The following is a 12,193-nucleotide window of genomic DNA, read 5'->3' as shown; positions in this document are numbered from 1 at the left end:
CTCTCGTTGGGAACGGGTCTTACTCGTCGAGGTCGGCGAAGAAACCGTCGATCGCCGGCCACACCTCGCTTCCGCCGGACAGGCCCCGCCATTCGCGGCGAATCAGCGCGACCAGTCGGTAACAGTCGTCGATGGGCACCAGCCAGTGCTCACGACGGCCACGTGCGGTGTTCACCAGCAGCGCCTGCACGCCTGGCAGCATTTCCCGCACGGGCGGGCAGGTGCCTTCGACCGCCTCCCACGCGGCGGCTTCGACCTCCCACCGGGTGGCGCCGGCGGGGCTCGGATAGTGCGCCACCACTCCCCCGCCCGGCTGCCGGACGAAGAACGCCAGGCCCACCGGGACCCCGAGGTCCGCCGCGACGAACTCGGGCACCCTCAGACGTCTGCCGGGGATGAGCCGGTAACGCCCTTCGGCAGCGGCGTCGCGCTCGAACAGCAGCGAACACGCCTGGCAGACGCACCGCGGCTCGCCATGCCGCACGTCAAGGACGTGCCGATGCTCCACGGGCACGGCCAGGCCGCACATTTCGCAGCGCTCGGCCACGTCCGCAAGGCCATCGGCCGGGCGCTGGATGACACGGCGCAACGCGCTGCTCACGTTGCCGTCCGCCCCGGCAATACGGCTTCGAGTGGGACGAACGTGGCACGCGACCCGGCCGGCGCGACGATCGCGACTTCCGACAACTCGGGAGCCGCGGCGAGTACGGCCTCTCGCACCGCGTTCCGCACACTGTCCACAGTAGACCCGCAGCCGCCGACGGACAGGGTCACCGTCGCCACCTCGTCGTCGATGCCGGTCAGCTCGACCGTGCCCCCGCGTTCGGCCAGGACCGGACGCAGGCCGTCGACCGCGCGGGCGACGCGGCGGCGGGCGGGCTCGGGATGGATGTCGTGCAGCACAAGGAGATGACCGAGCAACTCGTCCCGGACGAAGGCATCGAGCACCGCCGGGGTTTCGGCCGCGTAGCCGCTGGCCCTGGCCAGCGCCTCGCCGTAGACCCGGGTCAGTTCCGACACCGCCGCGAGCGCGACCTCCCCGGCCGGACCGGGCGTCGCCTCCACCTGCCCGAGCAACTCGTCGAGCCGGGTGAGCCGCGCGGCCACCGCGTCGTCGGCCAGCCGGGGCCGCTCAGGCATGGCCGGCTCCCCACATCGGTGAGTGCAGCTTCTCGATCGTGCGGCCCTGCCCGACATACATGTGCACCCCGCAGGGCAGGCAGGGATCGAAGCTGCGCACCGCGCGCATGATGTCCACGCCCTTGAAGTTCTCCGGGCCGTTCTCCTCGAAGATCGGCATGTCCTGCACCGCGTCCTCGTACGGCCCCGGCGTGCCGTAGCTGTCGCGCGGGCTGCCGTTCCAGGGTGTCGGCGGGTACGGGTGGTAGTTGGCGATCTTCCCGTCCCGGATCACCAGGTGGTGGGACAGCACACCGCGCACGGCCTCGTGGAACCCGCAGCCGATCGCCTCGTCGGGCACCTTGAACTCGGTGAACACCCGGGTGTCCCCGGCACGCACGCGTGCCAGGCCCTCTTCGATGAACTGCACCGCCATCGCCGCCGCGTAGGCGACGAAGTAGACCCGGGCCCGGTTGCGCTCCAGCGCGTTGGACCACTGCGGGATCGTCCATTCCAGAGTCATCTCGGGCAGGGTGCGGCTCTTGGGCAACGAAATCTGCACGCTGCGCCCGGTGGACTTCACGTACGGGGTGTCCACCAGACCGGCCAGTGCGGTGGTGTAGAGCCGGGCGAACGGCCCGCCGCCGGTGTCCAGCGCCAGGTGCTGACCGCTGTTCCGGTCGAACCACCGCGGGCTCATCACCCAGCTGTACCTGTCCCCGAAGTCGCGTTTCCCGGGTTCGGGCAGGGTCGTCTGGTTCCACGGATGGCGCATGTCGACCGGGTTGCCGAGCGGGTCCTGGGTCACGAACGGTTCCTCGTTGACCCAGTCCTTGTAGTACGAGCTGCCGAGCAGAATCCTGATGCCGAGGTTGATGTCGACCAGGTCCGTGGTGAGCAGTTGCCCGTCGACCACGATGCCGGGGGTCACGTACATCGCCCGGCCCCAGTTGGTCATGTTCTCGTAGCGGTAGTCCACGACTTCGGGGTTCTGGAAGCAGCCCCAGCAGCCCAGCAGCACGCGGCGGCGACCCACCTCCTCATAGCCCGGCAGCGCCTCGTAGAAGAAGTCGAACACGTCGTTGTTCAGGGCGACGGCCTTCTTCACGAAGTCCAGAATGTCCAGCAGCCGCGAGAGGTAGTCGGTGAACAGCGTCGGCTGCGGCATCGTGCCGACCCCGCCGGGGTACACAGTGGACGGATGGACGTGCCGTCCTTCCATCAGGCAGAACATTTCCCGGGTCGTCCGGCTGACCTTGAGCGCCTCCCGGTAGACCTCGCCCTCGAACGGGTTGTACGCCCGCATGATTTCGGCGATCGTGCGATAGCCGTGCACGGCGGCGCCGGGTGCCTCGGCGTTCTCGGCCCTGGCCAGCAGGCTCGGGTTGGTCTCCTTGACCATCGCCTCGCAGAAGTCCACGAAGACGAGGTTGTCCTGGAAGATGGTGTGGTCGAACATGTACTCGGCGGCCTCGCCGAGATTCAGGATCGTTTCGCCGAGCGGCGGGGTTTTGATGCCGTAGGCCATGTTCTGCGCGTACACCGAGCACGTGGTGTGGTTGTCGCCGCAGATCCCGCAGATGCGGCTGGTGATGAATCCCGCGTCGCGGGGATCCTTGCCCTTCATGAAGACCGAGTAGCCGCGAAACAGCGACGAGGTGCTGTGGCACTCGGTCACCAGCCGGTTCGCGAAATCGATCTTCGTGTAGATCCCGAGGTTCCCGATGATGCGGGTGATCGGGTCCCAGGACATTTCCATGATCTGTGGTTGCTTCTTGGCCGCGGTGCGCTCCGGCTTGGTCGCCGTCATAGCTGGTCTCCTCGCTCGTCGGTCCGGATCACGGGCGCCAGCGCGGGTTGTAGCCGCTGGTCAGCTCTTCACGGTTGTGGCGCCACCGGGGTTCGGTGTTGGCCGTGCTGTTGGTGATGCCGCGCATGCGACGGATGAAGGCCCCGTACGGCTTGACGATCGCCGACGACAGGCTGCCGCCGGGCGGCATGTCCATGAAGGGCATGAACTTGTCGGGAAAGCCCGGCATGGTGCAGGCGATGCAAATGCCGCCGACGTTGGGACAGCCTCCGATCCCGCCCATCCAGCCGCGCTTGGGCACATTGCAGTTCACCACGGGCCCCCAGCAGCCGATCTTGACCTGGCACTTGGGCGAGTTGTAGTCCTTGGCGAAATCACCCTGCTCGTAGTAGCCCGCCCGGTCGCATCCCTCGTGGACGGTCTTCCCGAAAAGCCACTGTGGACGCAACATTTCGTCCAACGGCGGCGGTGGCGCGGAGCCCGCCGCGTGGTAGAGCACCCAGGTGAGGGTCTCCATGAAATTGTCCGGCTGCACCGGGCAACCGGGCACGTTGACGATGGGCAGGCCCCCGGTGGAGCGGAAGTCCGAGCCGAGATAGTCGGCCAGCCCCATGCAACCGGTCGGGTTGCCGGCCATCGCGTGGATCCCGCCGTAGGTGGCGCAGGTGCCGGCCGCCACCACCGCCCACGCCTTCGGCGCGAGGTTGTCGATCCACCAGTTCAGAGTCAGCGGCTCGCCGGTGTTCGGGTGGTTGCCGAACGAGGTCCAGTACCCGTCGCCGTTGATCTTCTCGTTCGGGATGGATCCCTCGATCACCAGGATGAACGGGGTGAGCTCACCCCGCGCGGCCGCCCGGAACGGGGCCAGGAACTCCTCGCCGCCCACGGTCGGCGACAACACCTTGTTGTGCAGGTGGACGGTCGGCAAACCGGGCACCAGCCCGGTCACCACGTCCTCGATCGCCGGCTGCGCGGCCGCGGTCACCGCGACCGTGTCGCCGTCACAACTCATCCCTTCCGAGATCCACAGGATGTGGATCTCGTCGAAACCATGGGGCTGGGATTGCCCTGCCTGCGGCGATTTCGCTGTGGTCATCTCCGGTTCCTCCGTCCCACCGTGTGTTCGGGTCGGTACTCGTTCGCCTTACCGGCCAGGTCGGCGGCAAGATCGAGAGTCAGCCGCGCAGCCGGTTCGACGGCCGCGCGCACCACGTCCGACAGCCCCAGGCGCTCCTCGAGAACGGCGGGGCGGCAGCCCACCACGCGTACCCGCCCGACCGTGCCGCCGAGCCTGCGCAGCAGGCCGAGCACGGTGACCGGGTCCATCCCGTGCGCATCGACCGTGCCGGGGATCCGCGCATCGTCCGGGGCGACGTCGAGCACCGCGACGGTGCCGGGCGGATCGTCGAGTGGGACCGCGTCCACGAGGATCAGCCCGCCGAACTGCCCGTCGAGCAGTTCGTAGGCCAGGTGCATGCCGCGGATGCCGTACTCGCCGACGACCACTCCGGGCGGCAACGGCAGGTCCGCCAGCCTGCGCGCCACCTCGACGCCGAAGCCGTCGTCGCCGAGCAGCACGTTGCCGATCCCGGCGATGAGCACTCCTGCCCCGGGCCGGCTCATGGCGCCGGCTCCCGGTCTGGATCCGGGTCTGGCGCCGGGTCCGGCTCGGGCCGCAGTTCCTCGGGCGAGAAATAGTGGAACCGGCCGTACCACCGGTGCAGGTCCGCGCCCGGATCGTCGGCCAGCGTCACCGCCACCTGCCGGGCACCGTCCACATCGGTCAGTACCTTCTCGACGACACCGATCCGGCCGTCGAGGAACATGTCGTGGGCGTCCGTGCCGTGCGTACGCGGGCGCAGCCGCACCCGGCTGCCCTGCGAGAGGCGAACTCCGTCGACGACCACGGAGCCGGTTGGAGGCTCGTCCGCCGGACGCAGTGACCGGACCGTGCCATGCAGGCGGTCCATGACCTCCGGCGGGATGCCCTCGATCCGGTCGATGATCGCCGCCGCGCGCGGATCGGTGGCCCGCGCCTCGCGCTTCTCCTCGTCGGTGAGGGTGAGCGTGCGCAGCGACAGGATCTCGTCGATCTCCGTGGCGTCGAACAGGTCGCCCGGGCTTTCCGGGCTCACCCGCGGGTGGTCCTCCATCAGGATCGGCGTCGAAAGCACCACGTCACGTTGGCTTCGGGGGCCGACCAGGACGGGGAAGGTGTGCACGTTGTGGCATTCCCGTGCCGCCGCGGCGGCCCACTCCGGCGGGTCGAGCAGCGACAGGAACGAACCTCCACGCACCAGGATCAGGGAGTGCGTCGCGGCCAGGGAGAACCGCAGCGCCTCGGGCCGCGGCGCGCCGCGCTCCGGCCCCTCGGCGGTGTTCTCGACTTCGCATCGCAGCCGTAGCAAGGGAAACGGAGCCCGCGCGGGCCGGGCCGACACCCGCACCCTCAGCCGCAGCGGCCACCAGGTCCGCACGATCCGGCCCGCCTCTCCCAACCGCTCGACCTCCTCGCCGCCCGGCACGGTGACCTCGGCGACGTGCGGGTCGCGAAGCAGTTCGCCGGCGGTGGCGACGACGTCGTAGTCCCGGGGTACCGCATCGTCGAAAGTCAGGTGCCGGCGGCCGTCGACGGTAAGCTCGCTCACCGGCCGGAACCCACCGTCCACAGCGGACTCGACAGACCGGTGACGCACCTGCAGGAACCGAAGTCTCATGTGGACTGTCGCGCTGGCGCTCGCCTCCAGCAGGCACTCGGTTTGCTGGCGCCACGCGTCCGCCGAACCGGCAACGCTGTCGTCCGCCGCCGCGGCGGGCGACAGCCACGGGCGCGGCACAAGCACGCCGAACTGCCAGCGCACCCGGTTCTTTCCGGACGAACGGCGGTACGGGTAAAGCAGGTAGCCCTCGTACAGAATCGCGTCCGCCACCGCGCGGGCGTGCTCCAACTCGGTGAGTGCCTGTGCTGTCACAGCATTGCCTCCACCGCCGCCGCCAGTACCCGTCGCCGGCCGGCCAGCCAGCTGTACCACTCGCCGAGCCCGTCGCCCCGCGTCGCGGACACCGGGAGCACCGCGGCCGCGGTGTTGACCTGCCGCAAGAGATCGCGGAAGCGGTCGGGATCGAAGTCGACGTGCGGTAACAGGTCGACCTTGTTCAGCAGCACCACGTCGGCCGTGCGGAACATGTGCGGGTACTTCAGCGGCTTGTCGGCGCCTTCGGTGACGGACATGACCACCGCGCGGTGGTCCTCGCCGAGGTCGAACATCGCGGGGCAGACCAGGTTGCCGACGTTTTCCACGAACACCACCGAGCCCGGCGCGGGGCCGAGGTCCCGCAGCGCACCGGCCAGCATCGCGGCGTCGAGATGACAGCCCGCCCCGGTGTTGATCTGGACCGCCGGGCAACCGGTGGCGCGAATGCGATCGGCGTCCAGCGGGGTCGCCTGATCCCCCTCGATCACCGCGAGCGTGAGCCGATCGCGCAGGTCCTCGATCGCGCGCTCCAGCAACGTGGTCTTGCCCGAACCGGGCGAGCTCATCAGGTTCACCGCGAGGATCGCGCGGTCGGCCAGCCACGCCCGGTTGTGCTCGGCCAGGTGGTCGTTGCGGTCCAGCACCCGCTCCTGGACCGTCACCGTCCGGCCGGTCTCCTCGCAACCGCAACTACCGCACATTTCAGGCCACCTCCACCGAGAAGATCCGCAGCTCGCCGCCCGAGGTCACCTCGACGTCGGCGCTGCCGCACGGGCACATCAGGATCGGCTGGTCGATCTCGAACAACCCGCCGCAGGTCCGGCAGGTCGCGCAGCCCGCCGGCTCGTCGATGTCCAGTCGCGCGCCGGCCACCGAAGTCCCCTCGGCGACCAGGTCGAAGCAGAACCGGACCGCGTCCGGCACCACGCCGGACAGCTTCCCGATCTCCAGCCGCACGGCCAGCACCCGGCTGTCGGCGAACCGCTCGGCAATGGCGTCGACGACGCATTGTGTGATTGACAGCTCGTGCATCAGCAGATCCTCGGGAGCGGGTCGCCGACGAGCAGGTCGACGACGCGGGTTCCGCCGAAGGCCGTGTTGAGCAGGACCATGCCCGGCGGCTCGGCCCGTACGCGGCCAATCACCGCGGCCCCTTCGCCGAGGCGGTGCCCGCGCATCGCCGCGAGCGCGGCGTCCGCCTGGGCACCGTCGACCACGGCCACGATCCGGCCTTCGCAGGCAACGTAAAGCGGGTCGATACCAAGGAGTTCGCAAGCACCGCGGACCCCGGTGCGCACGGGAACCGCGTCCTCGTCGACGACGACCGCCGCGTTCGCGGCCGTGGCCACCTCGTTGAGCACCGTGGCGACGCCGCCGCGGGTCGCGTCCCGCAGCATCCGCACGCCGGGCGCGGCGGCCAGCAGGCCGGCGACCAAGCCGTGCACGGGCGCGGTATCGGAGGTGAGCTCGGCGTCGATCTCCAGCTCACCACGCGCCAACATGATCGTGACGCCGTGTTCGCCGATCGGGCCCGACACCAGCACCGCATCGCCGTCGCGGACGGTGGCGGCGCCCAACTCGCCAGGGTGGCTCACCACGCCGATCCCGGCGGTGTTGATATAGCAGCCGTCGGCCTTGCCACGCTGCACCACCTTGGTGTCGCCGGTGACCACGTCCACGCCCGCCACACGAGCGGCGTTGCGCATCGACTCGACCACACGGCTCAGGTCGGCGACTTCGAAGCCCTCCTCCAGGATGAAGGAGGCGGTCAGATATTTCGGCGTGGCACCGGATACGGCGAGATCGTTGACCGTGCCGTTGACCGCGAGGTCGCCGATGTTCCCACCGGGGAAGAACAGCGGCGACACCACGAACGAGTCGGTGGTCAGCGCGAGGCGAGCACCATCCAAACGCAGCTGGGCCGCGTCGTCGAGTGGTTCGAGCAGTGGATTGCGGAAGGCCTCCAGGAAGATGGCTTCGATCAGCGTGTGGGTCGCCTTGCCGCCGGAGCCGTGCGCCAGGGTGACCCGCTCTCCCCGGACCCGGGCCGGGGCACGGCGCACCCGGTCGATCCGGTCGAGCACGAGCTGCTCACGACCATCCTGTGTGGACAATTCGGTGCCGGTCATGTGTGACTCACCTCCTTCTCCGCGAGTTTGCGCGCGACCGCGATCGTGTCGACAGGGCGCTCCTGACGAACTCGGATCACGTCGTCCACACTGGCGCCCTGCCGCCCCGATAGCGGGGCCTGGCGGCGGCGCGCTCTGTGGTCACCCTGCCAGCCGCGAGTTGGCTTCATGCTCCACTCGCCTCCTTTACCCGCTGCCGGGTGAACCGGCCGAAGTTGTAGTAAGCGGCGCAGGCGCCTTCCGGCGACACCATGCAGGTCCCGATCGGGGTCTCAGGTGTGCACGCGGTGCCGAACACCTTGCACTCCCACGGTTTCAGCACGCCCTTGAGCACCTCACCGCACTGGCACGCCTTCGGGTCGGCGACCCGGACCCCGGGCAGGTCGAAGATCCGCTCGGCGTCGAAGGCCGCGTAGGAGTCCTTGATCCGCAGCGCGGAATGCGAGATGAACCCGAGCCCGCGCCACTCGAAGTACGGCCGCGGCTCCATGACCGTGCCGATCGCGCGCAGCGCCACCGGGTTGCCCTCCGGCGGCACCACTCGCGAATACTGGTTCTCCACCTCCGCACGGCCCTCGGCGAGCTGAAGCATCAGCAGGTAGATCGACTGCAGGATGTCGAGCGGTTCGAAACCCGACACCACGACCGGCTTCCCGTAATCCCGCGCGACGAACTCGTACGGCCGGCAACCGATCACAGTGGACACGTGCCCTGGCCCAAGGAAGCCGTCCAGCCGGAGGTCCGGCGAGTCCAGGATCGCCTTCATCGCCGGGATGATCGTGACGTGGTTGCAGAATACGGAGAAGTTCCGCAGGCCTTCGGCCGCCGCGCGCAGGAGCGTCATCGCGGTCGACGGCGCGGTGGTCTCGAACCCGATGCCCATGAACACGACCCGCAGGTCCGGGTTCCCTCGCGCGAGCTTGAGCGCGTCCAGTGGCGAATAGACCATGCGGATGTTGGTGCCTTCGGCGTTGGAATCGAAGAAGTTCCCGCCAGAGCCGGGCACACGCATCATGTCGCCGAACGAGGTCATCAGCACGTCCGGCTGCCGCGCGATGTGGATGGCGTCGTCCACCCGGCCCATCGGGATCACGCACACCGGACAGCCCGGCCCGTGCACCAGTGAGATCCGTTCGGGCAGGTAGTCCTCCAGGCCGTGCTTGTAGATCGTGTGGGTGTGCCCGCCGCACACCTCCATGAACCGGTACTCCCGCCCGGGCTCGCACAGTCCGGCGATCTTCGCGGACAGCGCGTGGGCCTTGTCCGCGTCCCGGTACTCGTCGACGAAGCGCATTGTTCCTTCCCGCCCTATTCGATCCGCGAGGCTTTCAGCGCGGCCAGCTCGTCCTGATAGGACTGCCCGATTCCGTCCAGGAAGTCCAGCACCGCCTTCGCCTCGGCTTCGTCTATCTTGGACAGTGCGAAACCGACGTGGATCAACACCCAGTCGCCCACCGCCGGCGGCGCGTCACCGAGCAGCCCGGTATTGATCACCCGCCGGACCCCGCTCACCGCGACCGTGGCGAGGTCGGGCCGGAGGGCGTCGATCTCGACGACCTCTCCCGGAATGGCCAGGCACATGCTGCGCTCCGTTCCGCTCACCGGCTCGCCGCGGCGTCCGCACCGGCGGCGAGGGCGTCGACGGTGAGTTCCCACAAGGCGTGGTACAGGGTTGTCTGCGCTTCCTGGACGCGGTGCACCGACGGGGAGGGCACCACGAACAGGTAGTCGATGCTCTTCGACTCGGCCATCTTTCCGCCGTCGTAGCCGGCGATTCCGATGGTCAGCAGGCCGCGCGTGCTCGCCTCGTCGAACGCGCGCAGCAGGTTCGCCGAGTTGCCGCTGGTGGACAGCCCGACCGCGATGTCGCGCGGGCGGCCGAACGCACCGATCTGCCGGGAGAACACGACGTCGAACGAGACGTCGTTGGACAGGGCGGTGATGACCGCGATGTCGTTGGTCAGCCCGAAGGCCGGCAGCGGCGGCGCGTCCATGCCGCCGGGGTTCAGGAACAGGCCCGCGAGGTCCTGGGCGTCGGTCGAACTCCCGCCGTTGCCGAACGCGAACAGCCGCCCGCCCGCGGCGAACCGCTCGGCCAGCTGCCGCGCGCAGTCCCCCAACCGCCGCGCGTCGCGGCGGCAGACCGTGCGGCGCAGCGCCACCACCTCCGCGATCTTGTCCACAGTGGACGCCTGTGCCTCGGCCAGCACGCTGTCGAGATCCGCCCGGCCGGCGTGCAGGAACGGATAGAGCGACTCCGCGCCGCCGTCCGGGCCGGGCTGATCAACCACGTCGATCATCTGGTTATCACTCCGATCGCTTCGCCTGCGTGGACGAGCACCGTGTCGCCGGCCTGTGCCGTGACGAGCGCGACGCTGATCTCCTCCACCCGGCCGTCTCCGGGGTCGACCTCGGCGAGCGCGTCATCGAGCAAGCGCACCACGGTGACCGCCACCGCACGGTCCGAACAGGTCACGCAGGTTCCGCCGGAGCACGCGCCCGGCCCGGTGTTCACCGGACCATCCCCGGCTCGAACAGGCCGGGTTGCTCGAACAGCACGTGGACCAGCTCCCACAGGATGTGGTAGGCGGTGACGTGCACTTCCTTGACGACGCGTGGATCGGGCGACCGCGCGATGAGCACGTGGTCCACCGCGTCGCTCGCCGCGATCAGGCCGCCGTCCCCTCCGGTCAGCGCGACCGCGAGCATGCCGATCTCGTGGGCGGTCTCCAGGCCACGCAACACGTTCGCGCAGTGACCGTCGGTGGACACGCCGAGCGCGATGTCCGCGGGTTCGCCGAGGCACTTCAACTGGTGCGCGAAGATCTCCGCGACGCCATGGTGACTGGCCACGCCGGTGAGCGTCGCGACGTCCGCGGTCAGGGAGATCGCGGGCAGCGCCCGCTTTCCCATGATCACCGGATGCACGAACTCCACCGCGATGTGCTGGGCATCGGTGCTCGATCCGCCGTTGCCGAACACCACGAGCTTGCCGCCGCGGTGAAACCTCCCTGCCATGGCGTGACAGGTCACCGCGATGTCCCGCGCATGTGCGGCGAGCTCCTCGACGGGGCCGGTGCGGCGCTCGAACAACGCACCCACCGAGTCGGTGCCGGTCGGCGAAATCGTCATGTCAACTCTCGTGTCAGCCGAAGCGGGTGCGGATAGTCGGATCAGCGGGGATCAGCGGGGATCACTGCCATGAACATGGGTAGCAACCGAACGTCACACCGGGATCCCCAGCGGTCGCCGGGGCGGCCGGGCAAGCGGACACTGTGAGAATGCGTTGCGCCGGTCTTGTCCTGCATCCACAGCGTGATTCCGAGGCCGCGGTCACGGCGGTGCTCGACTGGGCGGCCTGCCGCGACATCGAGATCCTCGGCATCGACGGTGAGATCGCCAGGCTGCGTTGTGCCGCGGTCCCGGTCGCCCCGGAGGAGCTCGGGCGCCGGTCCGACCTGGTGGTCAGTCTCGGCGGTGACGGCACGATGTTGCGCGCGATGCGTCTTGCCTCGGGGCAGGCCCCGGTCCTCGGCGTGAACCTGGGCAAGCTCGGGTTCCTGGCCGAGGTCGACGTGCCGGATCTGCCCGCCGCGCTGTCCGCCATCGACGCCCGCGAGTTCACCATCGAACCCCGGTTGGCCATCACCGCGGTGCTGGAGGGACGGACCATCACGGCGTTCAACGACGTGGCCGTGGTGCGCGTGCCGGGGGACCGCAGCGCCATCGTGTCGGTCCGCGTCGACGACCAGCCGTTCGTCAGCTACGCCGCGGACGCGGTCATCGTCGCGACTCCGACCGGGTCCACCGCCTACAGCTTCTCCGCCGGCGGGCCGATCACCAGCCCCACGGTCGAGGCGCTGCTGGTGACCCCCGCCGCCCCGCACTCCGCGTACAACCGCGGCGTGGTCCTCTCGGTGGACGAGCGGGTCACGCTGCACATCCTGCCGGGCAGCGGCCGGCTGGCCGTCGAGGTGGACGGGCAGGTCGGCGGGTACGTCACGCCGGGCGAGCGCATCGACCTGTGTGCCCGGCCGGGTGCCGCCCGCGTGGTCCGGCTGGGCATGACCACCTTCTACGAACGCGCCCGGCGCAAGTTGCGGCTGGTCGACTCCGCGGAGATCCCGCCGCAACCCTGACCCGTCGCCGTTGTCCGCTTT

15 protein-coding genes are annotated in these 12,193 nt (G+C 69.4%); 1 reads left to right on the top strand and 14 read right to left on the bottom strand.

The features are described from left to right. Positions 1 to 19: 19 nt before the first annotated feature. From A3CU_RS0123915 to A3CU_RS0123850, 14 genes are all read right to left on the bottom strand, one after another. Positions 20 to 601, bottom strand: a complete 582-nt coding sequence (locus A3CU_RS0123915) for a DUF5947 family protein (protein WP_043842288.1) — start codon at positions 599 to 601, stop codon at positions 20 to 22. Next, positions 598 to 1,140: a NifU family protein gene (locus A3CU_RS0123910; protein WP_027944445.1), complete on the bottom strand. Its 543-nt coding sequence runs from the start codon at positions 1,138 to 1,140 to the stop codon at positions 598 to 600. The genes A3CU_RS0123915 and A3CU_RS0123910 overlap by 4 nt, the downstream gene beginning before the upstream one ends. Then, positions 1,133 to 2,929, bottom strand: a complete 1,797-nt coding sequence (locus A3CU_RS0123905) for a nickel-dependent hydrogenase large subunit (protein ID WP_027944444.1) — start codon at positions 2,927 to 2,929, stop codon at positions 1,133 to 1,135. Before A3CU_RS0123905 ends, A3CU_RS0123910 begins: the two co-directional genes overlap by 8 nt. 28 nt (positions 2,930 to 2,957) lie before the next feature. Then, a complete protein-coding gene (locus A3CU_RS0123900) occupies positions 2,958 to 4,025 on the bottom strand; it encodes an NADH-quinone oxidoreductase subunit B family protein (RefSeq protein WP_027944443.1) in 1,068 nt (355 codons plus the stop codon). Beyond that, positions 4,022 to 4,552 carry a hydrogenase maturation protease gene (locus tag A3CU_RS46305; RefSeq protein ID WP_052372047.1) on the bottom strand — a complete coding sequence of 177 codons (531 nt, stop codon included), beginning with the start codon at positions 4,550 to 4,552 and terminating at the stop codon, positions 4,022 to 4,024. Before A3CU_RS46305 ends, A3CU_RS0123900 begins: the two co-directional genes overlap by 4 nt. Then, a complete protein-coding gene (locus tag A3CU_RS46300) occupies positions 4,549 to 5,901 on the bottom strand; it encodes a hypothetical protein (protein WP_043842286.1) in 1,353 nt (450 codons plus the stop codon). Before A3CU_RS46300 ends, A3CU_RS46305 begins: the two co-directional genes overlap by 4 nt. Further along, on the bottom strand, positions 5,898 to 6,605 hold the full coding sequence (hypB, locus tag A3CU_RS0123885; RefSeq protein WP_027944442.1) for a hydrogenase nickel incorporation protein HypB: 708 nt from the start codon (positions 6,603 to 6,605) through the stop codon (positions 5,898 to 5,900). Before hypB ends, A3CU_RS46300 begins: the two co-directional genes overlap by 4 nt. 1 nt (position 6,606) lies before the next feature. Beyond that, positions 6,607 to 6,936 carry a hydrogenase maturation nickel metallochaperone HypA/HybF gene (locus A3CU_RS0123880; protein ID WP_027944441.1) on the bottom strand — a complete coding sequence of 110 codons (330 nt, stop codon included), beginning with the start codon at positions 6,934 to 6,936 and terminating at the stop codon, positions 6,607 to 6,609. Then, positions 6,936 to 8,033 (bottom strand): hydrogenase expression/formation protein HypE, encoded by a 1,098-nt coding sequence (hypE, locus tag A3CU_RS0123875; RefSeq protein WP_052372045.1) that lies wholly within the window; start codon positions 8,031 to 8,033, stop codon positions 6,936 to 6,938. Before hypE ends, A3CU_RS0123880 begins: the two co-directional genes overlap by 1 nt. Positions 8,034 to 8,199: 166 nt before the next feature. Further along, positions 8,200 to 9,327, bottom strand: coding sequence for a hydrogenase formation protein HypD (gene hypD, locus A3CU_RS0123870; protein WP_027944439.1), 1,128 nt, complete (start codon positions 9,325 to 9,327; stop codon positions 8,200 to 8,202). A 14-nt stretch (positions 9,328 to 9,341) separates the two neighbouring features. Continuing rightward, the gene (locus tag A3CU_RS0123865) at positions 9,342 to 9,614 is read right to left on the bottom strand and encodes a HypC/HybG/HupF family hydrogenase formation chaperone (protein WP_027944438.1); all 273 of its coding nucleotides are present in this window, start codon (positions 9,612 to 9,614) and stop codon (positions 9,342 to 9,344) included. 17 nt (positions 9,615 to 9,631) lie between these two features. After that, complete coding sequence (locus tag A3CU_RS0123860; protein WP_043842283.1) at positions 9,632 to 10,333, bottom strand: D-sedoheptulose-7-phosphate isomerase; 702 nt, start codon at positions 10,331 to 10,333, stop codon at positions 9,632 to 9,634. Further along, positions 10,330 to 10,548, bottom strand: coding sequence for a HypC/HybG/HupF family hydrogenase formation chaperone (locus A3CU_RS0123855; RefSeq protein ID WP_027944436.1), 219 nt, complete (start codon positions 10,546 to 10,548; stop codon positions 10,330 to 10,332). The genes A3CU_RS0123860 and A3CU_RS0123855 overlap by 4 nt, the downstream gene beginning before the upstream one ends. Continuing rightward, positions 10,545 to 11,165, bottom strand: a complete 621-nt coding sequence (locus A3CU_RS0123850; protein ID WP_027944435.1) for a D-sedoheptulose-7-phosphate isomerase — start codon at positions 11,163 to 11,165, stop codon at positions 10,545 to 10,547. Before A3CU_RS0123850 ends, A3CU_RS0123855 begins: the two co-directional genes overlap by 4 nt. Before the next feature lie 149 nt (positions 11,166 to 11,314). Between A3CU_RS0123850 and A3CU_RS0123845 the strand changes: the two genes are divergently transcribed. Continuing rightward, positions 11,315 to 12,172 carry an NAD(+)/NADH kinase gene (locus A3CU_RS0123845; RefSeq protein WP_027944434.1) on the top strand — a complete coding sequence of 286 codons (858 nt, stop codon included), beginning with the start codon at positions 11,315 to 11,317 and terminating at the stop codon, positions 12,170 to 12,172. Positions 12,173 to 12,193: the final 21 nt, after the last annotated feature.

It is taken from the genome of Amycolatopsis taiwanensis DSM 45107 (genome assembly GCF_000519205.1).
Taxonomy (GTDB): domain Bacteria; phylum Actinomycetota; class Actinomycetes; order Mycobacteriales; family Pseudonocardiaceae; genus Amycolatopsis_E; species Amycolatopsis_E taiwanensis.
Note: the sequence above shows the minus strand (reverse complement) of the source record. Positions and strands in the feature narration are given on the sequence as shown.

Bases quoted from the DNA above. Each gene is read 5' to 3' on its own strand.
- A3CU_RS0123910 (WP_027944445.1), bottom strand. From the start codon at position 1,140: ATGCCTGAGCGGCCCCGGCTGGCCGACGACGCGGTGGCCGCGCGGCTC.
- A3CU_RS0123905 (WP_027944444.1), bottom strand. From the start codon at position 2,929: ATGACGGCGACCAAGCCGGAGCGCACCGCGGCCAAGAAGCAACCACAG.
- A3CU_RS0123900 (WP_027944443.1), bottom strand. From the start codon at position 4,025: ATGACCACAGCGAAATCGCCGCAGGCAGGGCAATCCCAGCCCCATGGT.
- A3CU_RS46305 (WP_052372047.1), bottom strand. From the start codon at position 4,552: ATGAGCCGGCCCGGGGCAGGAGTGCTCATCGCCGGGATCGGCAACGTG.
- hypB (WP_027944442.1), bottom strand. From the start codon at position 6,605: ATGTGCGGTAGTTGCGGTTGCGAGGAGACCGGCCGGACGGTGACGGTC.
- A3CU_RS0123880 (WP_027944441.1), bottom strand. From the start codon at position 6,936: ATGCACGAGCTGTCAATCACACAATGCGTCGTCGACGCCATTGCCGAG.
- hypE (WP_052372045.1), bottom strand. From the start codon at position 8,033: ATGACCGGCACCGAATTGTCCACACAGGATGGTCGTGAGCAGCTCGTG.
- hypD (WP_027944439.1), bottom strand. From the start codon at position 9,327: ATGCGCTTCGTCGACGAGTACCGGGACGCGGACAAGGCCCACGCGCTG.
- A3CU_RS0123865 (WP_027944438.1), bottom strand. From the start codon at position 9,614: ATGTGCCTGGCCATTCCGGGAGAGGTCGTCGAGATCGACGCCCTCCGG.
- A3CU_RS0123860 (WP_043842283.1), bottom strand. From the start codon at position 10,333: ATGATCGACGTGGTTGATCAGCCCGGCCCGGACGGCGGCGCGGAGTCG.
- A3CU_RS0123850 (WP_027944435.1), bottom strand. From the start codon at position 11,165: ATGACGATTTCGCCGACCGGCACCGACTCGGTGGGTGCGTTGTTCGAG.
- A3CU_RS0123845 (WP_027944434.1), top strand. From the start codon at position 11,315: ATGCGTTGCGCCGGTCTTGTCCTGCATCCACAGCGTGATTCCGAGGCC.